The organism is Escherichia sp. SCLE84, assembly GCF_012584495.1.
GTDB lineage: Bacteria > Pseudomonadota > Gammaproteobacteria > Enterobacterales > Enterobacteriaceae > ECMA0423.
The window spans coordinates 3708211-3732701 of record NZ_CP051430.1; the positions used below are offsets into that span (position 1 = coordinate 3708211).

A 24491-nucleotide genomic window follows, 5' to 3' on the forward strand; every position below is an offset into this window, starting at 1 on the left:
GCCGCGGATTCTACTTAACTTTGCTGCCCGAGACAGCACTCATTTCGCGGTCATCGAAACTAATTTAAACAAAAAGAGTCTGAAAATAGATGATAATAGGGCGTGTCTGTATGTAGATTTGTTCGACAACGCTTTATAGTACCCTTCTGATAATAGTTAACCCTGGGGTGAGATGCCCCGATCCTGGAGATATGGATGAAATCACTGTTTAAAGTAACGCTGCTGGCGACCACAATGGCCGTTGCCCTGCATGCACCAATCACTTTTGCTGCTGAAGCTGCAAAACCTGCTACAACTGCTGACAGCAAAGCAGCGTTCAAAAATGACGATCAGAAATCAGCTTATGCACTGGGTGCTTCGCTGGGTCGTTACATGGAAAACTCTCTTAAAGAACAAGAAAAACTGGGCATCAAACTGGATAAAGATCAGCTGATCGCTGGTGTTCAGGATGCATTTGCTGATAAGAGCAAACTCTCCGACCAAGAGATCGAACAGACTCTGCAAGCATTCGAAGCTCGCGTGAAGTCTTCTGCTCAGGCGAAGATGGAAAAAGACGCGGCTGATAACGAAGCAAAAGGTAAAGAGTACCGCGAGAAATTTGCCAAAGAGAAAGGTGTGAAAACCTCTTCAACTGGTCTGGTTTATCAGGTAGTAGAAGCCGGTAAAGGCGAAGCACCGAAAGACAGCGATACTGTTGTAGTGAACTACAAAGGTACGCTGATCGACGGTAAAGAGTTCGACAACTCTTACACCCGTGGTGAACCGCTTTCTTTCCGTCTGGACGGTGTTATCCCGGGTTGGACAGAAGGTCTGAAGAACATCAAGAAAGGCGGTAAGATCAAACTGGTTATTCCACCAGAACTGGCTTACGGCAAAGCGGGTGTTCCGGGGATCCCACCGAATTCTACCCTGGTGTTTGACGTAGAGCTGCTGGATGTGAAACCAGCGCCGAAGGCTGATGCAAAGCCGGAAGCTGATGCGAAAGCCGCAGATTCTGCTAAAAAATAAGCATTAAGAACCGCCGCCTGACCAGGCGGCGGTTTTTTTATTACAGGCCGGATATAATTAGTGCTGGAAAGCGGAACCTCCGCTGTATTAATTTAGTTACCCGCATCATTAATGAGCCTGCCCTGAAAAGTTAACGACAGGCTCCTGAAAAGGAGTGTTTTTTTTCATGTCCAGGTCGCTTTTAACCAACGAAACCAGTGAGTTGGATTTACTGGATCAACGTCCTTTCGACCAGACCGATTTTGATATTCTGAAATCCTACGAAGCGGTGGTGGACGGGTTAGCGATGCTTATTGGCTCCCACTGTGAAATCGTTTTGCACTCTTTGCAGGATCTAAAATGTTCAGCCATTCGCATTGCTAACGGTGAACATACAGGCCGGAAGATTGGTTCGCCAATTACTGACCTGGCGCTACGTATGCTGCACGATATGACGGGAGCGGATAGCAGCGTTTCTAAATGCTACTTTACTCGCGCCAAAAGCGGCGTATTAATGAAGTCCCTGACTATCGCGATTCGTAACCGCGAACAGCGTGTAATTGGTCTGCTGTGCATCAATATGAATCTTGATGTTCCCTTCTCGCAGATTATGAGCACTTTTGTGCCGCCAGAAACCCCGGATGTCGGTTCAAGCGTCAACTTTGCCTCTTCTGTTGAAGATCTGGTTACCCAAACGCTGGAGTTCACCATCGAAGAAGTGAATGCCGATCGCAATGTTTCTAATAACGCCAAAAATCGTCAGATCGTGCTGAATCTCTACGAGAAAGGGATCTTCGATATTAAAGACGCGATCAACCAGGTTGCTGACCGCCTGAACATCTCCAAACACACTGTCTATCTCTACATCCGCCAGTTCAAAAGCGGTGATTTCCAGGGGCAAGATAAGTAATGCGTTTTGCCATCGTGGTGACCGGGCCAGCATACGGTACGCAACAGGCGAGTAGTGCTTTTCAGTTTGCGCAGGCGCTGATAGTAGAAGGCCATGAGTTAAGCAGCGTCTTTTTCTATCGGGAAGGGGTCTATAACGCTAACCAATTGACCTCACCGGCAAGTGACGAATTTGACCTTGTGCGCGGCTGGCAACAGTTGAATGCGCAACATGGTGTGGCGCTGAATATCTGCGTAGCGGCAGCGTTACGCCGCGGTATCGTCGATGAAACTGAAGCAGGAAGGCTGGGGCTGGCTTCGTCAAACCTTCAGCCGGGATTTACCTTAAGCGGACTTGGCGCGCTGGCGGAAGCCTCGCTGACCTGTGACAGGGTGGTACAGTTCTGATGAAACGAATTGCGTTTGTTTTTTCTACTGCACCTCATGGTACAGCTGCTGGCCGGGAAGGTTTAGATGCTTTACTGGCAACTTCCGCATTAACTGACGATCTGGCCGTCTTCTTTATTGCTGATGGCGTTTTTCAGCTGCTGTCAGGACAAAAGCCCGATGCAGTGCTGGCGCGTGATTACATTGCCACTTTTAAATTGTTGGGTCTGTACGACATTGAACAGTGCTGGGTTTGTGCGGCTTCACTGCGCGAACGCGGGTTAGATCCGCAGACACCCTTTGTTGTCGAAGCCACGCCGCTCGAAGCAGATGCCTTACGCCGCGAACTCGCCAACTACGATGTTATTTTGAGGTTTTGAGGCGTTTATGCTGTACACGTTACATCGTTCACCCTGGCTGACGGATTTTGCTGCGCTGCTGCGTCTGCTCAGTGAAGGAGACGAACTGCTATTATTGCAAGATGGCGTAACTGCCGCAGTTGACGGTAACCGCTACCTTGAAAGTCTGCGTAATGCCCCCATTAAGGTCTATGCCCTGAACGAAGACCTTATTGCCCGCGGTTTGACTGGTCAAATTTCGAACGACATCATTCCCATTGACTATACTGATTTCGTCAGACTTACGGTTAAGCACTCCAGCCAGATGGCCTGGTGATGGCGGGATCGTTGTATATTTCTTGACACCTTTTCGGCATCGCCCTAAAATTCGGCGTCCTCATATTGTGTGAGGACGTTTTATTACGTGTTTACGAAGCAAAAGCTAAAACCAGGAGCTATTTAATGGCAACAGTTAACCAGCTGGTACGCAAACCACGTGCTCGCAAAGTTGCGAAAAGCAACGTGCCTGCGCTGGAAGCATGCCCGCAAAAACGTGGCGTATGTACTCGTGTATATACTACCACTCCTAAAAAACCGAACTCCGCGCTGCGTAAAGTATGCCGTGTTCGTCTGACTAACGGTTTCGAAGTGACTTCCTACATCGGTGGTGAAGGTCACAACCTGCAGGAGCACTCCGTGATCCTGATCCGTGGCGGTCGTGTTAAAGACCTCCCGGGTGTTCGTTACCACACCGTACGTGGTGCGCTTGACTGCTCCGGCGTTAAAGACCGTAAGCAGGCTCGTTCCAAGTATGGCGTGAAGCGTCCTAAGGCTTAATGGTTCTCCGTTAAGTAAGGCCAAACGTTTTAACTTAAATGTCAAACTAAACTCGTAGAGTTTTGGACAATCCTGAATTAACAACGGAGTATTTCCATGCCACGTCGTCGCGTCATTGGTCAGCGTAAAATTCTGCCGGATCCGAAGTTCGGATCAGAACTGCTGGCTAAATTTGTAAATATCCTGATGGTAGATGGTAAAAAATCTACTGCTGAATCTATCGTATACAGCGCGCTGGAGACCCTGGCTCAGCGCTCTGGTAAATCTGAACTGGAAGCATTCGAAGTAGCTCTCGAAAACGTGCGCCCGACTGTAGAAGTTAAGTCTCGCCGCGTTGGTGGTTCTACTTATCAGGTACCAGTTGAAGTCCGTCCGGTTCGTCGTAATGCTCTGGCAATGCGTTGGATCGTTGAAGCTGCTCGTAAACGCGGTGATAAATCCATGGCTCTGCGCCTGGCGAACGAACTTTCTGATGCTGCAGAAAACAAAGGTACTGCAGTTAAGAAACGTGAAGACGTTCACCGTATGGCCGAAGCCAACAAGGCGTTCGCACACTACCGTTGGTAATCCCTTCGGAGTTTTAGTCACCAGGCGGGCGCTTCCAGTAAGCAGCCCGCTTTGGGCTACTTAAATTGAACGCCTAAAAGATAAACGAGGAAACAAATGGCTCGTACAACACCCATCGCACGCTACCGTAACATCGGTATCAGTGCGCACATCGACGCCGGTAAAACCACTACTACCGAACGTATTCTGTTCTACACCGGTGTAAACCATAAAATCGGTGAAGTTCATGACGGCGCTGCAACCATGGACTGGATGGAGCAGGAGCAGGAACGTGGTATTACCATCACTTCCGCTGCGACTACTGCATTCTGGTCTGGTATGGCTAAGCAGTATGAGCCGCATCGCATCAACATCATCGACACCCCGGGGCACGTTGACTTCACAATCGAAGTAGAACGTTCCATGCGTGTTCTCGATGGTGCGGTAATGGTTTACTGCGCAGTTGGTGGTGTTCAGCCGCAGTCTGAAACCGTATGGCGTCAGGCAAACAAATATAAAGTTCCGCGCATTGCGTTCGTTAACAAAATGGACCGCATGGGTGCGAACTTCCTGAAAGTTGTTAACCAGATCAAAACCCGTCTGGGCGCGAACCCGGTTCCGCTGCAGCTGGCGATTGGTGCTGAAGAACATTTCACCGGTGTTGTTGACCTGGTGAAAATGAAAGCTATCAACTGGAACGACGCTGACCAGGGCGTAACCTTCGAATACGAAGATATCCCGGCAGACATGGTTGAACTGGCTAACGAATGGCACCAGAACCTGATCGAATCCGCAGCTGAAGCTTCTGAAGAGCTGATGGAAAAATACCTGGGTGGTGAAGAACTGACTGAAGCAGAAATCAAAGGTGCTCTGCGTCAGCGCGTTCTGAACAACGAAATCATCCTGGTAACCTGTGGTTCTGCGTTCAAGAACAAAGGTGTTCAGGCGATGCTGGATGCGGTAATTGATTACCTGCCATCCCCGGTTGACGTACCTGCGATCAACGGTATCCTGGACGACGGTAAAGACACTCCGGCTGAACGTCACGCAAGTGATGACGAGCCGTTCTCTGCACTGGCGTTCAAAATCGCTACCGACCCGTTTGTTGGTAACCTGACCTTCTTCCGTGTTTACTCCGGTGTGGTTAACTCTGGTGATACCGTACTGAACTCCGTGAAAGCTGCACGTGAGCGTTTCGGTCGTATCGTTCAGATGCACGCTAACAAACGTGAAGAGATCAAAGAAGTTCGCGCGGGCGACATCGCTGCTGCTATCGGTCTGAAAGACGTAACCACTGGTGACACCCTGTGTGACCCGGATGCGCCGATCATTCTGGAACGTATGGAATTCCCTGAGCCGGTAATCTCCATCGCAGTTGAACCGAAAACCAAAGCTGACCAGGAAAAAATGGGTCTGGCTCTGGGCCGTCTGGCTAAAGAAGACCCGTCTTTCCGTGTATGGACTGACGAAGAATCTAACCAGACCATCATCGCGGGTATGGGCGAACTGCACCTCGACATCATCGTTGACCGTATGAAGCGTGAATTCAACGTTGAAGCGAACGTAGGTAAACCGCAGGTTGCTTACCGTGAAACTATCCGCCAGAAAGTTACCGATGTTGAAGGTAAACACGCGAAACAGTCTGGTGGTCGTGGTCAGTATGGTCATGTTGTTATCGACATGTACCCGCTGGAGCCGGGTTCAAACCCGAAAGGCTACGAGTTCATCAACGACATTAAAGGTGGTGTAATCCCTGGCGAATACATCCCGGCCGTTGATAAAGGTATCCAGGAACAGCTGAAAGCAGGTCCGCTGGCAGGCTACCCGGTAGTAGACATGGGTATTCGTCTGCACTTCGGTTCTTACCATGACGTTGACTCCTCTGAACTGGCGTTTAAACTGGCTGCTTCTATCGCCTTTAAAGAAGGCTTTAAGAAAGCGAAACCAGTTCTGCTTGAGCCGATCATGAAGGTTGAAGTAGAAACTCCGGAAGAGAACACCGGTGACGTTATCGGTGACTTGAGCCGTCGTCGTGGTATGCTCAAAGGTCAGGAATCTGAAGTTACTGGCGTTAAGATCCACGCTGAAGTACCGCTGTCTGAAATGTTCGGATACGCAACTCAGCTGCGTTCTCTGACCAAAGGTCGTGCATCATACACTATGGAATTCCTGAAGTATGATGAAGCGCCGAGTAACGTTGCTCAGGCCGTAATTGAAGCCCGTGGTAAATAAGCCTAAGGGTTAATACCAAAGTCCCGTGCTCTCTCCTGAAGGGGAGAGCACTATAGTAAGGAATATAGCCGTGTCTAAAGAAAAATTTGAACGTACAAAACCGCACGTTAACGTTGGTACTATCGGCCACGTTGACCACGGTAAAACTACTCTGACCGCTGCAATCACCACCGTACTGGCTAAAACCTACGGCGGTGCTGCTCGTGCATTCGACCAGATCGATAACGCGCCGGAAGAAAAAGCTCGTGGTATCACCATCAACACTTCTCACGTTGAATATGACACCCCGACCCGTCACTACGCACACGTAGACTGCCCGGGGCACGCCGACTATGTTAAAAACATGATCACCGGTGCTGCTCAGATGGACGGCGCGATCCTGGTAGTTGCTGCGACTGACGGCCCGATGCCGCAGACTCGTGAGCACATCCTGCTGGGTCGTCAGGTAGGCGTTCCGTACATCATCGTGTTCCTGAACAAATGCGACATGGTTGATGACGAAGAGCTGCTGGAACTGGTTGAAATGGAAGTTCGTGAACTTCTGTCTCAGTACGACTTCCCGGGCGACGACACTCCGATCGTTCGTGGTTCTGCTCTGAAAGCGCTGGAAGGCGACGCAGAGTGGGAAGCGAAAATCCTGGAACTGGCTGGCTTCCTGGATTCTTATATTCCGGAACCAGAGCGTGCGATTGACAAGCCGTTCCTGCTGCCGATCGAAGACGTATTCTCCATCTCCGGTCGTGGTACCGTTGTTACCGGTCGTGTAGAACGCGGTATCATCAAAGTTGGTGAAGAAGTTGAAATCGTTGGTATCAAAGAGACTCAGAAGTCTACCTGTACTGGCGTTGAAATGTTCCGCAAACTGCTGGACGAAGGCCGTGCTGGTGAGAACGTAGGTGTTCTGCTGCGTGGTATCAAACGTGAAGAAATCGAACGTGGTCAGGTACTGGCTAAGCCGGGCACCATCAAGCCGCACACCAAGTTCGAATCTGAAGTGTACATTCTGTCCAAAGATGAAGGCGGCCGTCATACTCCGTTCTTCAAAGGCTACCGTCCGCAGTTCTACTTCCGTACTACTGACGTGACTGGTACCATCGAACTGCCGGAAGGCGTAGAGATGGTAATGCCGGGCGACAACATCAAAATGGTTGTTACCCTGATCCACCCGATCGCGATGGACGACGGTCTGCGTTTCGCAATCCGTGAAGGCGGCCGTACCGTTGGCGCGGGCGTTGTTGCTAAAGTTCTGGGCTAATTACACGTTAATTAGTTTTGAATTGAAAAGGGCGCTTCGGCGCCCTTTTTGCTGCCCGTAATTTGAGCTCGAAATATTTAGTCGTAATTTTGCTCGCTGAACTATGGCGCAAATAAAACTGTGCTATTGTAATCATAACCATTCTCATTTACACTTTGCGCAGAATTTGAACGGGAGCAATCATGTACGTTTGTTTGTGTAATGGTGTAAGTGACAAAAAAATTCGCCAGGCAGTCCGTCAGTTTCATCCGCAATCTTTCCAACAATTGCGTAAGTTTATTCCTGTGGGAAATCAATGCGGTAAGTGCATTCGCGCCGCGCGCGAAGTGATGCAGGACGAGTTGATGCAGATGCCAGAATTTAAAGAGATTGCCTGAAGACCACGCTTATTTTTTGACATCCCGCTAGCCCCATCTACGCTCTAATAGTGGAAGCGGAGGGACTATAAAATGAAAGGTGATGTTAAAATCATAAATTATCTCAATAAACTATTGGGAAATGAGCTTGTCGCAATCAATCAGTATTTTCTCCATGCCCGGATGTTTAAAAACTGGGGCCTGATGCGTCTCAATGACGTCGAATACCATGAATCCATCGATGAGATGAAACACGCTGATAAATATATCGAGCGTATTTTGTTTTTAGAAGGAATCCCCAACTTACAGGATTTAGGCAAACTGGGGATTGGTGAAGATGTCGAGGAGATGCTGCAATCCGACCTGCGATTAGAACTGGAAGGCGCGAAGGATCTCCGTGAGGCTATCGCGTATGCCGACAGCGTTCATGACTATGTTAGCCGTGATATGATGATCGAGATCCTTGCCGATGAAGAAGGTCATATTGACTGGCTCGAAACTGAGCTGGATCTCATCGGTAAAATCGGTTTACAAAATTACCTGCAATCACAAATAAAAGTTAAAGATTAACGGCCTGCTAGCAAACTATCCCAACCTACAACGAAACCCGCAGCCGCCAGAAATGGCCCAAACGGCAGCGGGTTTTTTAATGACTCTTTTCCTCTCATGAGCAGACCAACAACTACGGCTCCGCAAGCGAATGAGGCAGCAAGGAAAACCAGTCGTGGCAAGAAGGTCCAGGTATGCCAGGCACCAAGGGCGGCGAGAAACTTCACATCACCATAGCCTAATCCTTCTTTATGACGCAGTATGCGATACCCCCAGTAAATGACAGCGAATGTGCCGTAACCAATAATCGCCCCCCATAACGCATCGGCTAAACCGTCAGGATTACAAACCTGAGAGAACAAAAGACCTGACCAGAGTAACGGGCAGGTAAATCTGTCAGGTAACAAGCCATGCTTTGCATCCCATAAAAAAAGTAGGACAGATAAACAAGCGTACAAAATCAGAAAGGGAAGGTTAGCGTCCATAAAACATCCTCTGTAATTGGAGTATCACCATCGAATAACTCCGGATGCTCAGCAACAGAGAAATCGCTGATTTGTTAACCTGGTTCCGGTGAAAAACGCTATCTTCACAACCTTACAAATTTCGTGGAATACAGCTCGCAATCTGCGCGTTGCGATTAATTTCTACCCGATGCTTGCGTCAGGCTCAGATTTGCGTATAATGCGCGGGCTTGTCGTAGTTGACAGCAGGTTCAATCTGAACCTCAGTTAGCCGAATTTGGCTACCTAACAATGCTCCCAATCGGGGAGCTACGTAAGAACGGTTACACTCTCCCATCAATCGTAATGGGTCTGAGGAGTAATCATTTTCGTTTATAAAATAATTGGAGCTCTGGTCTCATGCAGAACCAAAGAATCCGTATCCGCCTGAAAGCGTTTGATCATCGTCTGATCGATCAAGCAACCGCGGAAATCGTCGAGACTGCCAAGCGCACTGGTGCGCAGGTCCGTGGTCCGATCCCGCTGCCGACACGCAAAGAGCGCTTCACTGTTCTGATCTCCCCGCACGTCAACAAAGACGCGCGCGATCAGTACGAAATCCGTACTCACTTGCGTCTGGTTGACATCGTTGAGCCAACCGAGAAAACCGTTGATGCTCTGATGCGTCTGGATCTGGCTGCCGGTGTAGACGTGCAGATCAGCCTGGGTTAATCAGGTCATTGAGCGATTGAGAGGTTGAAACAATGATTGGTTTAGTCGGTAAAAAAGTGGGTATGACCCGTATCTTCACAGAAGACGGCGTTTCTATCCCAGTAACCGTAATCGAAGTTGAAGCAAACCGCGTTACTCAGGTTAAAGACCTGGCTAACGATGGCTACCGTGCTATTCAGGTGACCACCGGTGCTAAAAAAGCTAACCGTGTGACCAAGCCTGAAGCTGGCCACTTCGCTAAAGCTGGCGTAGAAGCTGGCCGTGGTCTGTGGGAATTCCGCCTGGCTGAAGGCGAAGAGTTCACTGTAGGTCAGAGCATTAGCGTTGAACTGTTTGCTGACGTTAAAAAAGTTGACGTAACTGGCACCTCTAAAGGTAAAGGTTTCGCAGGTACCGTTAAGCGCTGGAACTTCCGTACCCAGGACGCTACTCACGGTAACTCCTTGTCTCACCGCGTTCCGGGTTCTATCGGTCAGAACCAGACTCCGGGCAAAGTGTTCAAAGGCAAGAAAATGGCAGGTCAGATGGGTAACGAACGTGTAACCGTTCAGAGCCTTGACGTAGTACGCGTTGACGCTGAGCGCAACCTGCTGCTGGTTAAAGGTGCTGTCCCGGGTGCAACCGGTAGCGACCTGATCGTTAAACCAGCTGTGAAGGCGTAAGGAGATAGCAATGGAATTAGTATTGAAAGACGCGCAGAGCGCGCTGACTGTTTCCGAAACTACCTTCGGTCGTGATTTCAACGAAGCGCTGGTTCACCAGGTTGTTGTTGCTTATGCAGCTGGTGCTCGTCAGGGTACTCGTGCTCAGAAGACTCGTGCTGAAGTAACTGGTTCCGGTAAAAAACCGTGGCGCCAGAAAGGCACCGGCCGTGCGCGTTCTGGTTCTATCAAGAGCCCGATCTGGCGTTCTGGTGGCGTGACCTTTGCTGCTCGTCCGCAGGACCACAGTCAAAAAGTTAACAAGAAGATGTACCGCGGCGCGCTGAAAAGCATCCTGTCCGAACTGGTACGTCAGGATCGTCTGATCGTTGTCGAGAAGTTCTCTGTAGAAGCGCCGAAAACTAAGCTGCTGGCACAGAAACTGAAAGACATGGCTCTGGAAGATGTGCTGATCATCACCGGTGAGCTGGACGAAAACCTGTTCCTGGCTGCGCGCAACCTGCACAAGGTTGACGTACGCGATGCAACTGGTATCGACCCGGTTAGCCTGATCGCCTTCGACAAAGTCGTAATGACTGCTGATGCTGTTAAGCAAGTTGAGGAGATGCTGGCATGATTCGTGAAGAACGTCTGCTGAAGGTGCTGCGTGCACCGCACGTTTCTGAAAAAGCGTCTACTGCGATGGAAAAATCCAACACCATCGTACTCAAAGTTGCTAAAGACGCGACCAAAGCAGAAATCAAAGCTGCTGTGCAGAAACTGTTTGAAGTCGAAGTCGAAGTCGTTAACACCCTGGTAGTTAAAGGGAAAGTTAAACGTCACGGACAGCGTATCGGTCGTCGTAGCGACTGGAAAAAAGCTTACGTCACCCTGAAAGAAGGCCAGAATCTGGACTTCGTTGGCGGCGCTGAGTAAGTCGGAGGAGTAATACAATGGCAGTTGTTAAATGTAAACCGACATCTCCGGGTCGTCGCCACGTAGTTAAAGTGGTTAACCCTGAGCTGCACAAGGGCAAACCTTTTGCTCCGTTGCTGGAAAAAAACAGCAAATCCGGTGGTCGTAACAACAATGGCCGTATCACCACTCGTCATATCGGTGGTGGCCACAAGCAGGCTTACCGTATTGTTGACTTCAAACGCAACAAAGACGGTATCCCGGCAGTTGTTGAACGTCTTGAGTACGATCCGAACCGTTCCGCGAACATCGCGCTGGTTCTGTACAAAGACGGTGAACGCCGTTACATCCTGGCCCCTAAAGGCCTGAAAGCTGGCGACCAGATTCAGTCTGGCGTTGATGCTGCAATCAAACCAGGTAACACCCTGCCGATGCGCAACATCCCGGTTGGTTCTACTGTTCATAACGTAGAAATGAAACCAGGTAAAGGCGGTCAGCTGGCACGTTCCGCTGGTACTTACGTTCAGATCGTTGCTCGTGATGGTGCTTATGTCACCCTGCGTCTGCGTTCTGGTGAAATGCGTAAAGTAGAAGCAGACTGCCGTGCAACTCTGGGCGAAGTTGGCAATGCTGAGCATATGCTGCGCGTTCTGGGTAAAGCAGGTGCTGCACGCTGGCGTGGTGTTCGTCCGACCGTTCGCGGTACCGCGATGAACCCGGTAGACCACCCACATGGTGGTGGTGAAGGTCGTAACTTTGGTAAGCACCCGGTAACTCCGTGGGGCGTTCAGACCAAAGGTAAGAAGACCCGCAGCAACAAGCGTACTGATAAATTCATCGTACGTCGCCGTAGCAAATAATTTTAGAGGATAAGCCATGCCACGTTCTCTCAAGAAAGGTCCTTTTATTGACCTGCACTTGCTGAAGAAGGTAGAGAAAGCGGTGGAAAGCGGAGACAAGAAGCCCCTGCGCACTTGGTCCCGTCGTTCAACGATCTTTCCTAACATGATCGGTTTGACCATCGCTGTCCATAATGGTCGTCAGCACGTTCCGGTATTTGTAACCGACGAAATGGTCGGTCACAAACTGGGTGAATTCGCACCGACTCGTACTTATCGCGGCCACGCTGCTGATAAAAAAGCGAAGAAGAAATAAGGTAGGAGGAAGAGATGGAAACTATCGCTAAACATCGCCATGCTCGTTCTTCTGCTCAGAAGGTTCGCCTTGTTGCTGACCTGATTCGCGGTAAGAAAGTGTCGCAGGCTCTGGATATTTTGACCTACACCAACAAGAAAGCGGCTGTACTGGTCAAGAAAGTTCTGGAATCTGCCATTGCTAACGCTGAACACAACGATGGCGCTGACATTGACGATCTGAAAGTTACGAAAATTTTCGTAGACGAAGGCCCGAGCATGAAGCGCATTATGCCGCGTGCAAAAGGTCGTGCAGATCGCATCCTGAAGCGCACCAGCCACATCACTGTGGTTGTGTCCGATCGCTGAGACTCTGGAGACTAGCAATGGGTCAGAAAGTACATCCTAATGGTATTCGCCTGGGTATTGTAAAACCATGGAACTCTACCTGGTTTGCGAACACCAAAGAATTCGCTGACAACCTGGACAGCGATTTTAAAGTACGTCAGTACCTGACTAAGGAACTGGCTAAAGCGTCCGTATCTCGTATCGTTATCGAGCGTCCGGCTAAGAGCATCCGTGTAACCATTCACACTGCTCGCCCGGGTATCGTTATCGGTAAAAAAGGTGAAGACGTAGAAAAACTGCGTAAGGTCGTAGCGGACATCGCTGGCGTTCCTGCACAGATCAACATCGCCGAAGTTCGTAAGCCTGAACTGGACGCAAAACTGGTTGCTGACAGCATCACTTCTCAGCTGGAACGTCGCGTTATGTTCCGTCGTGCTATGAAGCGTGCTGTACAGAACGCAATGCGTCTGGGCGCTAAAGGTATTAAAGTTGAAGTTAGCGGCCGTCTGGGCGGCGCGGAAATCGCACGTACCGAATGGTACCGCGAAGGTCGCGTACCGCTGCACACTCTGCGTGCTGACATCGACTACAACACCTCTGAAGCGCACACCACTTACGGTGTAATCGGCGTTAAAGTGTGGATCTTCAAAGGCGAGATCCTGGGTGGTATGGCTGCTGTTGAACAACCGGAAAAACCGGCTGCTCAGCCTAAAAAGCAGCAGCGTAAAGGCCGTAAATAAGGAGCGTCGCTGATGTTACAACCAAAGCGTACAAAATTCCGTAAAATGCACAAAGGCCGTAACCGCGGTCTGGCGCAGGGTACGGATGTTAGCTTCGGCAGCTTCGGTCTGAAAGCTGTTGGCCGTGGTCGTCTGACTGCCCGTCAGATCGAAGCAGCACGTCGTGCTATGACCCGTGCAGTTAAGCGTCAAGGTAAGATCTGGATCCGTGTGTTCCCGGACAAACCGATCACTGAAAAGCCGCTGGCAGTGCGTATGGGTAAAGGTAAAGGTAACGTGGAGTATTGGGTTGCCTTGATTCAGCCGGGTAAAGTCCTGTATGAAATGGACGGTGTTCCGGAAGAGCTGGCCCGTGAAGCATTCAAGCTGGCAGCAGCGAAACTGCCGATTAAAACCACCTTTGTAACTAAGACGGTGATGTAATGAAAGCAAAAGAGCTGCGTGAGAAGAGCGTTGAAGAGCTGAACACCGAGCTGCTGAACCTGCTGCGTGAGCAGTTCAACCTGCGTATGCAGGCTGCAAGTGGCCAGCTGCAACAGTCTCACCTGTTGAAGCAAGTGCGTCGCGATGTCGCACGCGTTAAGACTTTACTGAACGAGAAGGCGGGTGCGTAATGACCGATAAAATCCGTACTCTGCAAGGTCGCGTTGTTAGCGACAAAATGGAGAAATCCATTGTTGTTGCTATCGAACGTTTTGTGAAACACCCGATCTACGGTAAATTCATCAAGCGTACGACCAAACTGCACGTACATGACGAGAACAACGAATGCGGTATCGGTGACGTGGTTGAAATCCGCGAATGCCGTCCGCTGTCCAAGACTAAATCCTGGACGCTGGTTCGCGTTGTAGAGAAAGCGGTTCTGTAATACAGTACACTCTCTCGATACGAATAAACGGCTCAGAAATGAGCCGTTTATTTTTTCTACCCATATCCTTGAAGCGGTGTTATAATGCCGCGCCCTCGATATGGGGATTTTTAACGACCTGATTTTCGGGTCTCAGTAGTAGTTGACATTAGCGGAGCACTAAAATGATCCAAGAACAGACTATGCTGAACGTCGCCGACAACTCCGGTGCACGTCGCGTAATGTGTATCAAGGTTCTGGGTGGCTCGCACCGTCGCTACGCAGGCGTAGGCGACATCATCAAGATCACCATCAAAGAAGCAATTCCGCGTGGTAAGGTCAAAAAAGGTGATGTGCTGAAGGCGGTAGTGGTGCGCACCAAGAAGGGTGTTCGTCGCCCGGACGGTTCTGTCATTCGCTTCGATGGTAATGCTTGTGTTCTTCTGAACAACAACAGCGAGCAGCCTATCGGTACGCGTATTTTTGGGCCGGTAACTCGTGAGCTTCGTAGTGAGAAGTTCATGAAAATTATCTCTCTGGCACCAGAAGTACTCTAAGGAGCGAATCATGGCAGCGAAAATCCGTCGTGATGACGAAGTTATCGTGTTAACCGGTAAAGATAAAGGTAAACGCGGTAAAGTTAAGAATGTCCTGTCTTCCGGCAAGGTCATTGTTGAAGGTATCAACCTGGTTAAGAAACATCAGAAGCCGGTTCCGGCCCTGAACCAACCGGGTGGCATCGTTGAAAAAGAAGCCGCTATTCAGGTTTCCAACGTAGCAATCTTCAATGCGGCAACCGGCAAGGCTGACCGTGTAGGCTTTAGATTCGAAGACGGCAAAAAAGTCCGTTTTTTCAAGTCTAACAGCGAAACTATCAAGTAATTTGGAGTAGTACGATGGCGAAACTGCATGATTACTACAAAGACGAAGTAGTTAAAAAACTCATGACTGAGTTTAACTACAATTCTGTCATGCAAGTCCCTCGGGTCGAGAAGATCACCCTGAACATGGGTGTTGGTGAAGCGATCGCTGACAAAAAACTGCTGGATAACGCAGCAGCAGACCTGGCAGCAATCTCCGGTCAAAAACCGCTGATCACCAAAGCACGCAAATCTGTTGCAGGCTTCAAAATCCGTCAGGGCTATCCGATCGGCTGTAAAGTAACTCTGCGTGGCGAACGCATGTGGGAGTTCTTTGAGCGCCTGATCACTATTGCTGTACCTCGTATCCGTGACTTCCGTGGCCTGTCCGCTAAGTCTTTCGACGGTCGTGGTAACTACAGCATGGGTGTCCGTGAGCAGATCATCTTCCCAGAAATCGACTACGATAAAGTCGACCGCGTTCGTGGTTTGGATATTACCATTACCACTACTGCGAAATCTGACGAAGAAGGCCGCGCTCTGCTGGCTGCCTTTGACTTCCCGTTCCGCAAGTAAGGTAGGGTTACTAAATGGCTAAGCAATCAATGAAAGCACGCGAAGTAAAACGCGTAGCTTTAGCTGATAAATACTTCGCGAAACGCGCTGAACTGAAAGCGATCATCTCTGATGTGAACGCTTCCGACGAAGATCGTTGGAACGCTGTTCTCAAGCTGCAGACTCTGCCGCGTGATTCCAGCCCGTCTCGTCAGCGTAACCGCTGCCGTCAAACAGGTCGTCCGCATGGTTTCCTGCGGAAGTTCGGGTTGAGCCGTATTAAGGTCCGTGAAGCCGCTATGCGCGGTGAAATCCCGGGTCTGAAAAAGGCTAGCTGGTAATTGTCACCAATTGAATCACGGGAGTAAAGACAGATGAGCATGCAAGATCCGATCGCGGATATGCTGACCCGTATCCGTAACGGTCAGGCCGCGAACAAAGCTGCGGTCACCATGCCTTCCTCCAAGCTGAAAGTGGCAATCGCCAACGTGCTGAAGGAAGAAGGTTTTATTGAAGATTTTAAAGTTGAAGGCGACACCAAGCCTGAACTGGAACTTACTCTGAAGTATTTCCAGGGCAAAGCTGTTGTAGAAAGCATTCAGCGTGTCAGCCGCCCAGGTCTGCGCATCTATAAACGTAAAGATGAGCTGCCGAAAGTTATGGCGGGTCTGGGTATCGCAGTTGTTTCTACCTCTAAAGGTGTTATGACTGATCGTGCAGCGCGCCAGGCTGGTCTTGGTGGCGAAATTATCTGCTACGTAGCCTAATCGGAGGAAAAAATGTCTCGTGTTGCTAAAGCACCGGTCGTTGTTCCTGCCGGCGTTGACGTAAAAATCAACGGTCAGGTTATTACGATCAAAGGTAAAAACGGCGAGCTGACTCGTACTCTCAACGATGCTGTTGAAGTTAAACATGCAGATAATACCCTGACCTTCGGTCCGCGTGATGGTTACGCAGACGGTTGGGCACAGGCTGGTACCGCGCGTGCCCTGCTGAACTCAATGGTTATCGGTGTTACCGAAGGCTTCACTAAGAAGCTGCAGCTGGTTGGTGTAGGTTACCGTGCAGCGGTTAAAGGCAATGTGATTAACCTGTCTCTGGGTTTCTCTCATCCTGTTGACCATCAGCTGCCTGCGGGTATCACTGCTGAATGTCCGACTCAGACTGAAATCGTGCTGAAAGGCGCTGATAAGCAGGTGATCGGCCAGGTTGCAGCGGATCTGCGCGCCTACCGTCGTCCTGAGCCTTATAAAGGCAAGGGTGTTCGTTACGCCGACGAAGTCGTGCGTACCAAAGAGGCTAAGAAGAAGTAAGGTAACACTATGGATAAGAAATCTGCTCGTATCCGTCGTGCGACCCGCGCACGCCGCAAGCTCCAGGAGCTGGGCGCAACTCGCCTGGTGGTACATCGTACCCCGCGTCACATTTACGCACAGGTAATTGCACCGAACGGTTCTGAAGTTCTGGTAGCTGCTTCTACTGTAGAAAAAGCTATCGCTGAACAACTGAAGTACACCGGTAACAAAGACGCGGCTGCAGCTGTGGGTAAAGCTGTCGCTGAACGCGCTCTGGAAAAAGGCATCAAAGATGTATCCTTTGACCGTTCCGGGTTCCAATATCATGGTCGTGTCCAGGCACTGGCAGATGCTGCCCGTGAAGCTGGCCTTCAGTTCTAAGGTAGAGGTGTAAGATGGCTCACATCGAAAAACAAGCTGGCGAACTGCAGGAAAAGCTGATCGCGGTAAACCGCGTATCTAAAACCGTTAAAGGTGGTCGTATTTTCTCCTTCACAGCTCTGACTGTAGTTGGCGATGGTAACGGTCGCGTTGGTTTTGGTTACGGTAAAGCGCGTGAAGTTCCAGCAGCGATCCAGAAAGCGATGGAAAAAGCCCGTCGCAATATGATTAACGTCGCGCTGAATAACGGCACTCTGCAACACCCTGTTAAAGGTGTTCACACGGGTTCTCGCGTATTCATGCAGCCGGCTTCCGAAGGTACCGGTATCATCGCCGGTGGTGCAATGCGCGCCGTTCTGGAAGTCGCTGGGGTTCATAACGTTCTGGCTAAAGCATATGGTTCCACCAACCCGATCAACGTGGTTCGTGCAACTATTGATGGCCTGGAAAATATGAATTCTCCAGAAATGGTCGCTGCCAAGCGTGGTAAATCCGTTGAAGAAATTCTGGGGAAATAAACCATGGCAAAGACTATTAAAATTACTCAAACCCGCAGTGCAATCGGTCGTCTGCCGAAACACAAGGCAACGCTGCTTGGCCTGGGTCTGCGTCGTATTGGTCACACCGTAGAGCGCGAGGATACTCCTGCTATTCGCGGTATGATCAACGCGGTTTCCTTCATGGTTAAAGTTGAGGAGTAAGAGATGCGTTTAAATACTCTGTCTCCGGCCGAAGGCTCCAAAAAGGCGGGTAAACGCCTGGGTCGTGGTATCGGTTCTGGCCTCGGTAAAACCGGTGGTCGTGGTCACAAAGGTCAGAAATCTCGTTCTGGCGGTGGCGTACGTCGCGGTTTCGAGGGTGGTCAGATGCCTCTGTACCGTCGTCTGCCGAAATTCGGCTTCACTTCTCGTAAAGCAGCGATTACAGCCGAAGTTCGTCTGTCTGACCTGGCTAAAGTAGAAGGCGGTGTTGTAGACCTGAACACGCTGAAAGCGGCTAACATTATCGGTATCCAGATCGAGTTCGCGAAAGTGATCCTGGCTGGCGAAGTAACGACTCCGGTAACTGTTCGTGGCCTGCGTGTTACTAAAGGCGCTCGTGCTGCTATCGAAGCTGCTGGCGGTAAAATCGAGGAATAAGTAGCAGATGGCTAAACAACCGGGATTAGATTTTCAAAGTGCCAAAGGTGGCTTAGGCGAGCTGAAACGCAGACTGCTGTTTGTTATCGGTGCGCTGATTGTGTTCCGTATTGGCTCTTTTATTCCGATCCCTGGTATTGATGCCGCTGTACTTGCCAAACTGCTTGAGCAACAGCGAGGCACCATCATTGAGATGTTTAACATGTTCTCTGGTGGTGCTCTCAGCCGTGCTTCTATCTTTGCTCTGGGGATCATGCCGTATATTTCGGCGTCGATCATTATCCAGCTGCTGACGGTGGTTCACCCAACGTTGGCAGAAATTAAGAAAGAAGGGGAGTCTGGTCGTCGTAAGATCAGCCAGTACACCCGTTACGGTACTCTGGTGCTGGCAATATTCCAGTCGATCGGTATTGCTACCGGTCTGCCGAATATGCCTGGTATGCAAGGCCTGGTGATTAACCCAGGCTTTGCATTCTACTTCACCGCTGTTGTAAGTCTGGTCACAGGAACGATGTTCCTGATGTGGTTGGGCGAACAGATTACTGAACGAGGTATCGGCAACGGTATTTCAATCATTATCTTCGCCGGTATTGTCGCGGGACTCCCGCCAGCCATTGCCCATACTATCGAGCAAGCGCGTCAAGGCGACCTGCACTTCCTCGTGTTGCTGTTGGTTGCAGTATTAGTATTTGCAGTGACGTTCTTTGTTGTATTTGTTGAGCGTGGTCAACGCCGCATTGTGGTAAACTACGCGAAACGTCAGCAAGGTCGTCGTGTCTATGCTGCACAGAGCACACATTTACCGCTGAAAGTGAATATGGCGGGGGTAATCCCGGCAATCTTCGCTTCCAGTATTATTCTGTTCCCGGCGACCATCGCGTCATGGTTCGGGGGCGGTACTGGTTGGAACTGGCTGACAACAATTTCGCTGTATTTGCAGCCTGGGCAACCGCTTTATGTGTTACTCTATGCGTCTGCAATCATCTTCTTCTGTTTCTTCTACACGGCGTTGGTTTTCAACCCGCGTGAAACAGCAGATAACCTGAAGAAGTCCGGTGCATTTGTACCAGGAATTCGTCCGGGAGAGCAAACGGCGAAGTATATCGATAAAGTAATGACCCGCCTGACCCTGGTTGGTGCGCTGTATATTACCTTTATCTGCCTGATCCCGGAGTTCATGCGTGATGCAATGAAAGTACCGTTCTACTTCGGTGGGACCTCACTGCTTATCGTTGTTGTCGTGATTATGGACTTTATGGCTCAAGTGCAAACTCTGATGATGTCCAGTCAGTATGAGTCTGCATTGAAGAAGGCGAACCTGAAAGGCTACGGCCGATAATTGGTCGCCCGAGAAGTTACGGAGAGTAAAAATGAAAGTTCGTGCTTCCGTCAAGAAATTATGCCGTAACTGCAAAATCGTTAAGCGTGATGGTGTCATCCGTGTGATTTGCAGTGCCGAGCCGAAGCATAAACAGCGCCAAGGCTGATTTTTTCGCATATTTTTCTTGCAAAGTTGGGTTGAGCTGGCTAGATTAGCCAGCCAATCTTTTGTATGTCTGTGCGTTTCCATTTGAGTATCCTGAAAACGGGCTTTTCAGCATGGAACGTACATATTAAATAGTAGGAGTGCATAGTGGCCCGTATAGCAGGCATTAACATTCCTGATCATAAGCATGCCGTAATCGCATTAACTTCGATTTATGGCGTCGGCAAGACCCGTTCTAAAGCCATCCTGGCTGCAGCGGGTATCGCTGAAGATGTTAAGATCAGTGAGCTGTCTGAAGGACAAATCGACACGCTGCGTGACGAAGTTGCCAAATTTGTCGTTGAAGGTGATCTGCGCCGTGAAATCAGCATGAGCATCAAGCGCCTGATGGATCTTGGTTGCTATCGCGGTTTGCGTCATCGTCGTGGTCTCCCGGTTCGCGGTCAGCGTACCAAGACCAACGCACGTACCCGTAAGGGTCCGCGCAAACCGATCAAGAAATAATCGGGGTGATTGAATAATGGCAAAGGCACCAATTCGTGCACGTAAACGTGTAAGAAAACAAGTCTCTGACGGCGTGGCTCATATCCATGCTTCTTTCAACAACACCATCGTGACTATCACTGATCGTCAGGGTAACGCGTTGGGTTGGGCAACAGCCGGTGGTTCCGGTTTCCGTGGTTCTCGCAAATCCACTCCGTTTGCAGCTCAGGTTGCAGCAGAGCGTTGCGCTGACGCCGTGAAAGAATACGGCATCAAGAATCTGGAAGTTATGGTTAAAGGTCCGGGTCCAGGCCGCGAATCTACTATTCGTGCTCTGAACGCCGCAGGTTTCCGCATCACTAATATTACTGATGTGACTCCGATCCCTCATAACGGTTGTCGTCCGCCGAAAAAACGTCGCGTATAACGCCTCGTTTTCCAGGTTTGTTGGAGAAAGAAAATGGCAAGATATTTGGGTCCTAAGCTCAAGCTGAGCCGTCGTGAGGGCACCGACTTATTCCTTAAGTCTGGCGTTCGCGCGATCGATACCAAGTGTAAAATTGAACAAGCTCCTGGCCAGCACGGTGCGCGTAAACCGCGTCTGTCTGACTATGGTGTGCAGTTGCGTGAAAAGCAAAAAGTTCGCCGTATCTATGGTGTGCTGGAGCGTCAGTTCCGTAACTACTACAAAGAAGCAGCACGTCTGAAAGGCAACACCGGTGAAAACCTGTTGGCTCTGCTGGAAGGTCGTCTGGACAACGTTGTATACCGTATGGGCTTCGGTGCCACTCGTGCAGAAGCACGTCAGCTGGTTAGCCATAAAGCAATTATGGTAAACGGTCGTGTTGTTAACATCGCTTCTTATCAGGTTAGTCCGAATGACGTTGTAAGCATTCGTGAGAAAGCGAAGAAGCAGTCTCGCGTGAAAGCCGCTCTGGAGCTGGCTGAGCAGCGTGAAAAGCCAACCTGGCTGGAAGTTGATGCTGGCAAGATGGAAGGTACGTTTAAGCGTAAGCCGGAGCGTTCTGATCTGTCTGCGGACATTAACGAACACCTGATCGTCGAGCTTTACTCCAAGTAAAGCTTAGTACCAAAGAGAGGACACAATGCAGGGTTCTGTGACAGAGTTTCTAAAACCGCGCCTGGTTGATATCGAGCAAGTGAGTTCGACGCACGCCAAGGTGACCCTTGAGCCTTTAGAGCGTGGCTTTGGCCATACTCTGGGTAACGCACTGCGCCGTATTCTGCTCTCATCGATGCCGGGTTGCGCGGTGACCGAGGTTGAGATTGATGGTGTACTACATGAGTACAGCACCAAAGAAGGCGTTCAGGAAGATATCCTGGAAATCCTGCTCAACCTGAAAGGGCTGGCGGTGAGAGTTCAGGGCAAAGATGAAGTTATTCTTACCTTGAATAAATCTGGCATTGGCCCTGTGACTGCAGCCGATATCACCCACGACGGTGATGTCGAAATCGTCAAGCCGCAGCACGTGATCTGCCACCTGACCGATGAGAACGCGTCTATTAGCATGCGTATCAAAGTTCAGCGCGGTCGTGGTTATGTGCCGGCTTCTACCCGAATTCATTCGGAAGAAGATGAGCGCCCAATCGGCCGTCTGCTGGTCGACGCATGCTACAGCCCTGTGGAGCGTATTGCCTACAATGTTGAAGCAGCGCGTGTAGAACAGCGTACCGACCTGGACAAGCTGGTCATCGAAATGGAAACCAACGGCACAATCGATCCTGAAGAGGCGATTCGTCGTGCGGCAACCATTCTGGCTGAACAACTGGAAGCTTTCGTTGACTTACGTGATGTACGTCAGCCTGAAGTGAAAGAAGAGAAACCAGAGTTCGATCCGATCCTGCTGCGCCCTGTTGACGATCTGGAATTGACTGTCCGCTCTGCTAACTGCCTTAAAGCAGAAGCTATCCACTATATCGGTGATCTGGTACAGCGTACCGAGGTTGAGCTCCTTAAAACGCCTAACCTTGGTAAAAAATCTCTTACTGAGATTAAAGACGTGCTGGCTTCCCGTGGACTGTCTCTGGGCATGCGCCTGGAAAACTGGCCACCGGCAAGCATCGCTGACGAGTAACCGGATCACAGGTTAAGGTTTTACTGAGAAGGATAAGGTCATGCGCCATCGTAAGAGTGGTCGTCAACTGAACCGCAACAGCAGCCATCGCCAGGCTATGTTCCGCAATATGGCAGGTTCACTGGTTCGTCATGAAATCATCAAGACGACTCTGCCTAAAGCGAAAGAGCTGCGCCGCGTAGTTGAGCCGCTGATTACTCTTGCCAAGACTGATAGCGTTGCTAATCGTCGTCTGGCATTCGCCCGTACTCGTGATAACGAGATCGTGGCAAAACTGTTTAACGAACTGGGCCCGCGTTTCGCGAGCCGTGCCGGTGGTTACACTCGTATTCTGAAGTGTGGCTTCCGTGCAGGCGACAACGCGCCGATGGCTTACATCGAGCTGGTTGATCGTTCAGAGAAAGCAGAAGCTGCTGCAGAGTAATCTGAAGCAACGTAAAAAAACCCGCCCCGGCGGGTTTTTTTATACCCGTAGCATCCCCACTTATCTACAATAGCTGTACTCTTTTTGTTCATCCCCTGGAGTATATATGTGGTTACTTGACCAGTGGGCAGAGCGTCATATAGCAGAAGCGCAAGCGAAAGGTGAGTTTGATAACCTGGCAGGTAGCGGCGAACCATTGATACTGGATGATGATTCTCACGTGCCACCGGAATTACGTGCGGGGTATCGCTTGTTGAAGAATGCCGGTTGCTTACCGCCAGAACTTGAGCAACGGAGGGAAGCAATTCAGCTTCTGGATATTCTCAAAGGTATCCGTCACGATGATCCGCAATATCAAGAGGTTAGCCGTCGATTGTCATTACTGGAATTGAAGCTGCGACAAGCTGGACTGAGTACCGATTTTTTACGCGGCGATTATGCTGACAAGTTGTTGAATAAAATCAACGATAACTAGTGGAGTATGTATGTATCGCATTGGTGAGCTGGCAAAAATGGCGGAAGTAACACCCGACACGATTCGTTATTACGAAAAACAGCAGATGATGGAGCATGAAGTGCGTACTGAAGGTGGGTTTCGCCTGTATACCGAAAGCGATCTCCAGCGATTGAAATTTATCCGCCATGCCAGACAACTAGGTTTCAGTCTGGAGTCGATCCGCGAGTTGCTGTCGATCCGTATCGATCCTGAACACCATACCTGTCAGGAGTCAAAAGGCATTGTGCAGGAAAGATTGCAGGAAGTCGAAGCACGGATAGCCGAGTTGCAGAGTATGCAGCGTTCCTTGCAACGCCTTAACGATGCCTGTTGTGGGACCGCCCATAGCAGTGTTTATTGCTCGATTCTTGAAGCTCTTGAACAAGGGGCGAGTGGCGTTAAGAGTGGCTGTTGATTTTTTGCACTGACAGGATTACACTCGCGCCGTTAAATAACCAACTGGAGTTTTTATGAGCCGATATCAGCATACTAAAGGGCAGATAAAGGATAATGCGATAGAAGCATTACTACATGATCCCTTATTCCGACAGCGAGTAGAGAAAAATAAGAAAGGGAAAGGCAGTTACATGCGAAAAGGAAAACATGGCAATCGGGGGAACTGGGAGGCCAGTGGCAAGAAAGTAAATCACTTTTTTACCACTGGCCTTCTGCTTTCAGGCGTTTGTTAAGAGCGGTTATTCTGCTCTTTCAGCAAATCACGAATTTCTGTCAGTAATACTTCTTCTTTAGTTGGTGCTGGTGCGGCTGCTGGTTCTTCTTTTTTCCGATTCAGTTTGTTGATTAGCTTAATCGCCATAAAGATGGCAAAGGCCACAATCAGAAAATCAAAGACGTTTTGAATGAAGACACCGTAATGCATCACAACAGCAGGGATATCCCCCTGCGCATCGCGTAGCGTGACAGCAAACTGTTTAAAGTCGATCCCGCCAATTAATAAGCCCAGAGGTGGCATGATGATATCGGCAACCAGTGAAGATACAATCTTCCCGAATGCCGCACCGATAATGACACCCACCGCCAAATCCACCACGTTCCCGCGCATCGCAAATTCGCGAAATTCTTTAATAATGCTCATGTTATT

General features: G+C 49.9%; 44 protein-coding genes. 42 read left to right on the top strand and 2 right to left on the bottom strand.

The genetic code is table 11. The features are described 5' to 3' along the window. Positions 1-195: 195 nt before the first annotated feature. The 11 genes from fkpA to bfr all read left to right on the top strand — a co-directional run bounded on the left by fkpA (position 196) and on the right by bfr (position 8396). Positions 196-1008, top strand: coding sequence for an FKBP-type peptidyl-prolyl cis-trans isomerase (gene fkpA, locus HGD79_RS17885; protein ID WP_000838261.1), 813 nt, complete (start codon positions 196-198; stop codon positions 1006-1008). A 166-nt stretch (positions 1009-1174) separates the two neighbouring features. After that, the gene (locus tag HGD79_RS17890; protein WP_000091466.1) at positions 1175-1897 is read left to right on the top strand and encodes a transcriptional regulator; all 723 of its coding nucleotides are present in this window, start codon (positions 1175-1177) and stop codon (positions 1895-1897) included. Next, the gene (gene tusD, locus HGD79_RS17895) at positions 1897-2283 is read left to right on the top strand and encodes a sulfurtransferase complex subunit TusD (RefSeq protein WP_001209710.1); all 387 of its coding nucleotides are present in this window, start codon (positions 1897-1899) and stop codon (positions 2281-2283) included. Before HGD79_RS17890 ends, tusD begins: the two co-directional genes overlap by 1 nt. Then, entirely contained in the window at positions 2283-2642 is a 360-nt protein-coding gene (tusC, locus tag HGD79_RS17900; RefSeq protein ID WP_000820720.1) for a sulfurtransferase complex subunit TusC, read from the top strand. The genes tusD and tusC overlap by 1 nt, the downstream gene beginning before the upstream one ends. A gap of 7 nt (positions 2643-2649) precedes the next feature. Then, positions 2650-2937, top strand: a complete 288-nt coding sequence (tusB, locus tag HGD79_RS17905) for a sulfurtransferase complex subunit TusB (protein WP_000967397.1) — start codon at positions 2650-2652, stop codon at positions 2935-2937. A 125-nt stretch (positions 2938-3062) separates the two neighbouring features. Next, positions 3063-3437, top strand: a complete 375-nt coding sequence (gene rpsL / locus HGD79_RS17910; protein WP_000246815.1) for a 30S ribosomal protein S12 — start codon at positions 3063-3065, stop codon at positions 3435-3437. A gap of 96 nt (positions 3438-3533) precedes the next feature. Further along, positions 3534-4004, top strand: a complete 471-nt coding sequence (gene rpsG, locus HGD79_RS17915) for a 30S ribosomal protein S7 (RefSeq protein ID WP_001138043.1) — start codon at positions 3534-3536, stop codon at positions 4002-4004. A gap of 96 nt (positions 4005-4100) precedes the next feature. Next, entirely contained in the window at positions 4101-6215 is a 2115-nt protein-coding gene (fusA, locus tag HGD79_RS17920; RefSeq protein ID WP_000124700.1) for an elongation factor G, read from the top strand. A gap of 70 nt (positions 6216-6285) precedes the next feature. Beyond that, positions 6286-7470, top strand: coding sequence for an elongation factor Tu (gene tuf, locus HGD79_RS17925; protein ID WP_000031783.1), 1185 nt, complete (start codon positions 6286-6288; stop codon positions 7468-7470). A 182-nt stretch (positions 7471-7652) separates the two neighbouring features. Further along, entirely contained in the window at positions 7653-7847 is a 195-nt protein-coding gene (gene bfd, locus HGD79_RS17930) for a bacterioferritin-associated ferredoxin (RefSeq protein WP_000289090.1), read from the top strand. 72 nt (positions 7848-7919) lie between these two features. Then, positions 7920-8396: a bacterioferritin gene (gene bfr / locus HGD79_RS17935; protein ID WP_000675515.1), complete on the top strand. Its 477-nt coding sequence runs from the start codon at positions 7920-7922 to the stop codon at positions 8394-8396. Here the strand turns inward: bfr and HGD79_RS17940 are convergent. Beyond that, positions 8393-8860, bottom strand: a complete 468-nt coding sequence (locus tag HGD79_RS17940; RefSeq protein WP_000339836.1) for an A24 family peptidase — start codon at positions 8858-8860, stop codon at positions 8393-8395. The two genes, bfr and HGD79_RS17940, sit on opposite strands and share 4 nt — an antisense overlap. 378 nt (positions 8861-9238) lie before the next feature. Between HGD79_RS17940 and rpsJ the strand changes: the two genes are divergently transcribed. From rpsJ to arfA, 31 genes are all read left to right on the top strand, one after another. Beyond that, a complete protein-coding gene (rpsJ, locus tag HGD79_RS17945) occupies positions 9239-9550 on the top strand; it encodes a 30S ribosomal protein S10 (protein WP_001181004.1) in 312 nt (103 codons plus the stop codon). A gap of 32 nt (positions 9551-9582) precedes the next feature. Continuing rightward, complete coding sequence (gene rplC / locus HGD79_RS17950) at positions 9583-10212, top strand: 50S ribosomal protein L3 (RefSeq protein ID WP_000579833.1); 630 nt, start codon at positions 9583-9585, stop codon at positions 10210-10212. Between the two features lie 10 nt (positions 10213-10222). Further along, a complete protein-coding gene (gene rplD, locus HGD79_RS17955; protein WP_000424395.1) occupies positions 10223-10828 on the top strand; it encodes a 50S ribosomal protein L4 in 606 nt (201 codons plus the stop codon). After that, a complete protein-coding gene (gene rplW / locus HGD79_RS17960) occupies positions 10825-11127 on the top strand; it encodes a 50S ribosomal protein L23 (protein ID WP_000617544.1) in 303 nt (100 codons plus the stop codon). Before rplD ends, rplW begins: the two co-directional genes overlap by 4 nt. A gap of 17 nt (positions 11128-11144) precedes the next feature. After that, positions 11145-11966: a 50S ribosomal protein L2 gene (gene rplB / locus HGD79_RS17965; protein ID WP_000301864.1), complete on the top strand. Its 822-nt coding sequence runs from the start codon at positions 11145-11147 to the stop codon at positions 11964-11966. A 16-nt stretch (positions 11967-11982) separates the two neighbouring features. Further along, on the top strand, positions 11983-12261 hold the full coding sequence (gene rpsS, locus HGD79_RS17970) for a 30S ribosomal protein S19 (RefSeq protein WP_001138117.1): 279 nt from the start codon (positions 11983-11985) through the stop codon (positions 12259-12261). A gap of 14 nt (positions 12262-12275) precedes the next feature. Further along, positions 12276-12608: a 50S ribosomal protein L22 gene (rplV, locus tag HGD79_RS17975; RefSeq protein ID WP_000447529.1), complete on the top strand. Its 333-nt coding sequence runs from the start codon at positions 12276-12278 to the stop codon at positions 12606-12608. A gap of 17 nt (positions 12609-12625) precedes the next feature. Further along, complete coding sequence (gene rpsC / locus HGD79_RS17980) at positions 12626-13327, top strand: 30S ribosomal protein S3 (RefSeq protein WP_000529945.1); 702 nt, start codon at positions 12626-12628, stop codon at positions 13325-13327. A gap of 12 nt (positions 13328-13339) precedes the next feature. Beyond that, on the top strand, positions 13340-13750 hold the full coding sequence (rplP, locus tag HGD79_RS17985; RefSeq protein WP_000941212.1) for a 50S ribosomal protein L16: 411 nt from the start codon (positions 13340-13342) through the stop codon (positions 13748-13750). Continuing rightward, positions 13750-13941 (top strand): 50S ribosomal protein L29, encoded by a 192-nt coding sequence (gene rpmC, locus HGD79_RS17990; RefSeq protein WP_000644741.1) that lies wholly within the window; start codon positions 13750-13752, stop codon positions 13939-13941. The genes rplP and rpmC overlap by 1 nt, the downstream gene beginning before the upstream one ends. Continuing rightward, complete coding sequence (rpsQ, locus tag HGD79_RS17995; RefSeq protein WP_000130100.1) at positions 13941-14195, top strand: 30S ribosomal protein S17; 255 nt, start codon at positions 13941-13943, stop codon at positions 14193-14195. The genes rpmC and rpsQ overlap by 1 nt, the downstream gene beginning before the upstream one ends. 164 nt (positions 14196-14359) lie before the next feature. Beyond that, a complete protein-coding gene (rplN, locus tag HGD79_RS18000; protein WP_000613955.1) occupies positions 14360-14731 on the top strand; it encodes a 50S ribosomal protein L14 in 372 nt (123 codons plus the stop codon). A gap of 10 nt (positions 14732-14741) precedes the next feature. Beyond that, positions 14742-15056 carry a 50S ribosomal protein L24 gene (gene rplX, locus HGD79_RS18005; protein WP_000729185.1) on the top strand — a complete coding sequence of 105 codons (315 nt, stop codon included), beginning with the start codon at positions 14742-14744 and terminating at the stop codon, positions 15054-15056. Positions 15057-15070: 14 nt separating this feature from the next. Further along, positions 15071-15610 carry a 50S ribosomal protein L5 gene (gene rplE, locus HGD79_RS18010; protein ID WP_001096200.1) on the top strand — a complete coding sequence of 180 codons (540 nt, stop codon included), beginning with the start codon at positions 15071-15073 and terminating at the stop codon, positions 15608-15610. A gap of 14 nt (positions 15611-15624) precedes the next feature. Beyond that, the gene (gene rpsN, locus HGD79_RS18015) at positions 15625-15930 is read left to right on the top strand and encodes a 30S ribosomal protein S14 (protein WP_001118930.1); all 306 of its coding nucleotides are present in this window, start codon (positions 15625-15627) and stop codon (positions 15928-15930) included. Positions 15931-15963: 33 nt separating this feature from the next. Next, positions 15964-16356, top strand: a complete 393-nt coding sequence (gene rpsH, locus HGD79_RS18020; RefSeq protein ID WP_000062611.1) for a 30S ribosomal protein S8 — start codon at positions 15964-15966, stop codon at positions 16354-16356. Between the two features lie 12 nt (positions 16357-16368). After that, positions 16369-16902 (top strand): 50S ribosomal protein L6, encoded by a 534-nt coding sequence (gene rplF, locus HGD79_RS18025; RefSeq protein ID WP_000091945.1) that lies wholly within the window; start codon positions 16369-16371, stop codon positions 16900-16902. A 9-nt stretch (positions 16903-16911) separates the two neighbouring features. Continuing rightward, positions 16912-17265 carry a 50S ribosomal protein L18 gene (rplR, locus tag HGD79_RS18030; RefSeq protein WP_000358960.1) on the top strand — a complete coding sequence of 118 codons (354 nt, stop codon included), beginning with the start codon at positions 16912-16914 and terminating at the stop codon, positions 17263-17265. Positions 17266-17279: 14 nt separating this feature from the next. Next, positions 17280-17783: a 30S ribosomal protein S5 gene (rpsE, locus tag HGD79_RS18035; RefSeq protein WP_000940121.1), complete on the top strand. Its 504-nt coding sequence runs from the start codon at positions 17280-17282 to the stop codon at positions 17781-17783. 3 nt (positions 17784-17786) lie between these two features. After that, entirely contained in the window at positions 17787-17966 is a 180-nt protein-coding gene (gene rpmD, locus HGD79_RS18040) for a 50S ribosomal protein L30 (protein ID WP_001140433.1), read from the top strand. A 3-nt stretch (positions 17967-17969) separates the two neighbouring features. Next, positions 17970-18404, top strand: coding sequence for a 50S ribosomal protein L15 (gene rplO / locus HGD79_RS18045; RefSeq protein WP_001238917.1), 435 nt, complete (start codon positions 17970-17972; stop codon positions 18402-18404). A gap of 7 nt (positions 18405-18411) precedes the next feature. After that, positions 18412-19743, top strand: a complete 1332-nt coding sequence (gene secY / locus HGD79_RS18050) for a preprotein translocase subunit SecY (RefSeq protein WP_001118861.1) — start codon at positions 18412-18414, stop codon at positions 19741-19743. Between the two features lie 31 nt (positions 19744-19774). Beyond that, positions 19775-19891 carry a 50S ribosomal protein L36 gene (rpmJ, locus tag HGD79_RS18055; RefSeq protein ID WP_000868187.1) on the top strand — a complete coding sequence of 39 codons (117 nt, stop codon included), beginning with the start codon at positions 19775-19777 and terminating at the stop codon, positions 19889-19891. 146 nt (positions 19892-20037) lie between these two features. Continuing rightward, entirely contained in the window at positions 20038-20394 is a 357-nt protein-coding gene (gene rpsM / locus HGD79_RS18060; protein WP_000090775.1) for a 30S ribosomal protein S13, read from the top strand. 16 nt (positions 20395-20410) lie between these two features. Further along, complete coding sequence (gene rpsK / locus HGD79_RS18065; protein ID WP_001029684.1) at positions 20411-20800, top strand: 30S ribosomal protein S11; 390 nt, start codon at positions 20411-20413, stop codon at positions 20798-20800. A gap of 33 nt (positions 20801-20833) precedes the next feature. Then, positions 20834-21454 carry a 30S ribosomal protein S4 gene (rpsD, locus tag HGD79_RS18070; RefSeq protein WP_000135224.1) on the top strand — a complete coding sequence of 207 codons (621 nt, stop codon included), beginning with the start codon at positions 20834-20836 and terminating at the stop codon, positions 21452-21454. 25 nt (positions 21455-21479) lie between these two features. Then, on the top strand, positions 21480-22469 hold the full coding sequence (gene rpoA / locus HGD79_RS18075; protein ID WP_001162094.1) for a DNA-directed RNA polymerase subunit alpha: 990 nt from the start codon (positions 21480-21482) through the stop codon (positions 22467-22469). Between the two features lie 40 nt (positions 22470-22509). Next, on the top strand, positions 22510-22893 hold the full coding sequence (rplQ, locus tag HGD79_RS18080; protein ID WP_001216368.1) for a 50S ribosomal protein L17: 384 nt from the start codon (positions 22510-22512) through the stop codon (positions 22891-22893). Between the two features lie 106 nt (positions 22894-22999). Beyond that, complete coding sequence (locus tag HGD79_RS18085; RefSeq protein ID WP_000266488.1) at positions 23000-23368, top strand: DUF1992 domain-containing protein; 369 nt, start codon at positions 23000-23002, stop codon at positions 23366-23368. Between the two features lie 10 nt (positions 23369-23378). After that, positions 23379-23804 (top strand): Zn(2+)-responsive transcriptional regulator, encoded by a 426-nt coding sequence (zntR, locus tag HGD79_RS18090; RefSeq protein WP_000285607.1) that lies wholly within the window; start codon positions 23379-23381, stop codon positions 23802-23804. Between the two features lie 55 nt (positions 23805-23859). Next, on the top strand, positions 23860-24078 hold the full coding sequence (gene arfA / locus HGD79_RS18095; RefSeq protein ID WP_000092699.1) for an alternative ribosome-rescue factor ArfA: 219 nt from the start codon (positions 23860-23862) through the stop codon (positions 24076-24078). On the opposite strand, the gene mscL is transcribed toward arfA, so the two are convergent. After that, entirely contained in the window at positions 24075-24485 is a 411-nt protein-coding gene (mscL, locus tag HGD79_RS18100) for a large-conductance mechanosensitive channel protein MscL (RefSeq protein WP_000022442.1), read from the bottom strand. The genes arfA and mscL overlap by 4 nt on opposite strands. Positions 24486-24491: the final 6 nt, after the last annotated feature.

Excerpts from the sequence above, each read along its gene's own strand:
- fkpA (WP_000838261.1), top strand. The coding sequence starts at position 196 with ATGAAATCACTGTTTAAAGTAACGCTGCTGGCGACCACAATGGCCGTT.
- HGD79_RS17890 (WP_000091466.1), top strand. The coding sequence starts at position 1,175 with ATGTCCAGGTCGCTTTTAACCAACGAAACCAGTGAGTTGGATTTACTG.
- tusD (WP_001209710.1), top strand. The coding sequence starts at position 1,897 with ATGCGTTTTGCCATCGTGGTGACCGGGCCAGCATACGGTACGCAACAG.
- tusC (WP_000820720.1), top strand. The coding sequence starts at position 2,283 with ATGAAACGAATTGCGTTTGTTTTTTCTACTGCACCTCATGGTACAGCT.
- tusB (WP_000967397.1), top strand. The coding sequence starts at position 2,650 with ATGCTGTACACGTTACATCGTTCACCCTGGCTGACGGATTTTGCTGCG.
- rpsL (WP_000246815.1), top strand. The coding sequence starts at position 3,063 with ATGGCAACAGTTAACCAGCTGGTACGCAAACCACGTGCTCGCAAAGTT.
- rpsG (WP_001138043.1), top strand. The coding sequence starts at position 3,534 with ATGCCACGTCGTCGCGTCATTGGTCAGCGTAAAATTCTGCCGGATCCG.
- fusA (WP_000124700.1), top strand. The coding sequence starts at position 4,101 with ATGGCTCGTACAACACCCATCGCACGCTACCGTAACATCGGTATCAGT.
- bfd (WP_000289090.1), top strand. The coding sequence starts at position 7,653 with ATGTACGTTTGTTTGTGTAATGGTGTAAGTGACAAAAAAATTCGCCAG.
- bfr (WP_000675515.1), top strand. The coding sequence starts at position 7,920 with ATGAAAGGTGATGTTAAAATCATAAATTATCTCAATAAACTATTGGGA.
- HGD79_RS17940 (WP_000339836.1), bottom strand. The coding sequence starts at position 8,860 with ATGGACGCTAACCTTCCCTTTCTGATTTTGTACGCTTGTTTATCTGTC.
- rpsJ (WP_001181004.1), top strand. The coding sequence starts at position 9,239 with ATGCAGAACCAAAGAATCCGTATCCGCCTGAAAGCGTTTGATCATCGT.
- rplC (WP_000579833.1), top strand. The coding sequence starts at position 9,583 with ATGATTGGTTTAGTCGGTAAAAAAGTGGGTATGACCCGTATCTTCACA.
- rplD (WP_000424395.1), top strand. The coding sequence starts at position 10,223 with ATGGAATTAGTATTGAAAGACGCGCAGAGCGCGCTGACTGTTTCCGAA.
- rplW (WP_000617544.1), top strand. The coding sequence starts at position 10,825 with ATGATTCGTGAAGAACGTCTGCTGAAGGTGCTGCGTGCACCGCACGTT.
- rplB (WP_000301864.1), top strand. The coding sequence starts at position 11,145 with ATGGCAGTTGTTAAATGTAAACCGACATCTCCGGGTCGTCGCCACGTA.
- rpsS (WP_001138117.1), top strand. The coding sequence starts at position 11,983 with ATGCCACGTTCTCTCAAGAAAGGTCCTTTTATTGACCTGCACTTGCTG.
- rplV (WP_000447529.1), top strand. The coding sequence starts at position 12,276 with ATGGAAACTATCGCTAAACATCGCCATGCTCGTTCTTCTGCTCAGAAG.
- rpsC (WP_000529945.1), top strand. The coding sequence starts at position 12,626 with ATGGGTCAGAAAGTACATCCTAATGGTATTCGCCTGGGTATTGTAAAA.
- rplP (WP_000941212.1), top strand. The coding sequence starts at position 13,340 with ATGTTACAACCAAAGCGTACAAAATTCCGTAAAATGCACAAAGGCCGT.
- rpmC (WP_000644741.1), top strand. The coding sequence starts at position 13,750 with ATGAAAGCAAAAGAGCTGCGTGAGAAGAGCGTTGAAGAGCTGAACACC.
- rpsQ (WP_000130100.1), top strand. The coding sequence starts at position 13,941 with ATGACCGATAAAATCCGTACTCTGCAAGGTCGCGTTGTTAGCGACAAA.
- rplN (WP_000613955.1), top strand. The coding sequence starts at position 14,360 with ATGATCCAAGAACAGACTATGCTGAACGTCGCCGACAACTCCGGTGCA.
- rplX (WP_000729185.1), top strand. The coding sequence starts at position 14,742 with ATGGCAGCGAAAATCCGTCGTGATGACGAAGTTATCGTGTTAACCGGT.
- rplE (WP_001096200.1), top strand. The coding sequence starts at position 15,071 with ATGGCGAAACTGCATGATTACTACAAAGACGAAGTAGTTAAAAAACTC.
- rpsN (WP_001118930.1), top strand. The coding sequence starts at position 15,625 with ATGGCTAAGCAATCAATGAAAGCACGCGAAGTAAAACGCGTAGCTTTA.
- rpsH (WP_000062611.1), top strand. The coding sequence starts at position 15,964 with ATGAGCATGCAAGATCCGATCGCGGATATGCTGACCCGTATCCGTAAC.
- rplF (WP_000091945.1), top strand. The coding sequence starts at position 16,369 with ATGTCTCGTGTTGCTAAAGCACCGGTCGTTGTTCCTGCCGGCGTTGAC.
- rplR (WP_000358960.1), top strand. The coding sequence starts at position 16,912 with ATGGATAAGAAATCTGCTCGTATCCGTCGTGCGACCCGCGCACGCCGC.
- rpsE (WP_000940121.1), top strand. The coding sequence starts at position 17,280 with ATGGCTCACATCGAAAAACAAGCTGGCGAACTGCAGGAAAAGCTGATC.
- rpmD (WP_001140433.1), top strand. The coding sequence starts at position 17,787 with ATGGCAAAGACTATTAAAATTACTCAAACCCGCAGTGCAATCGGTCGT.
- rplO (WP_001238917.1), top strand. The coding sequence starts at position 17,970 with ATGCGTTTAAATACTCTGTCTCCGGCCGAAGGCTCCAAAAAGGCGGGT.
- secY (WP_001118861.1), top strand. The coding sequence starts at position 18,412 with ATGGCTAAACAACCGGGATTAGATTTTCAAAGTGCCAAAGGTGGCTTA.
- rpmJ (WP_000868187.1), top strand. The coding sequence starts at position 19,775 with ATGAAAGTTCGTGCTTCCGTCAAGAAATTATGCCGTAACTGCAAAATC.
- rpsK (WP_001029684.1), top strand. The coding sequence starts at position 20,411 with ATGGCAAAGGCACCAATTCGTGCACGTAAACGTGTAAGAAAACAAGTC.
- rpsD (WP_000135224.1), top strand. The coding sequence starts at position 20,834 with ATGGCAAGATATTTGGGTCCTAAGCTCAAGCTGAGCCGTCGTGAGGGC.
- rpoA (WP_001162094.1), top strand. The coding sequence starts at position 21,480 with ATGCAGGGTTCTGTGACAGAGTTTCTAAAACCGCGCCTGGTTGATATC.
- rplQ (WP_001216368.1), top strand. The coding sequence starts at position 22,510 with ATGCGCCATCGTAAGAGTGGTCGTCAACTGAACCGCAACAGCAGCCAT.
- HGD79_RS18085 (WP_000266488.1), top strand. The coding sequence starts at position 23,000 with ATGTGGTTACTTGACCAGTGGGCAGAGCGTCATATAGCAGAAGCGCAA.
- zntR (WP_000285607.1), top strand. The coding sequence starts at position 23,379 with ATGTATCGCATTGGTGAGCTGGCAAAAATGGCGGAAGTAACACCCGAC.
- arfA (WP_000092699.1), top strand. The coding sequence starts at position 23,860 with ATGAGCCGATATCAGCATACTAAAGGGCAGATAAAGGATAATGCGATA.
- mscL (WP_000022442.1), bottom strand. The coding sequence starts at position 24,485 with ATGAGCATTATTAAAGAATTTCGCGAATTTGCGATGCGCGGGAACGTG.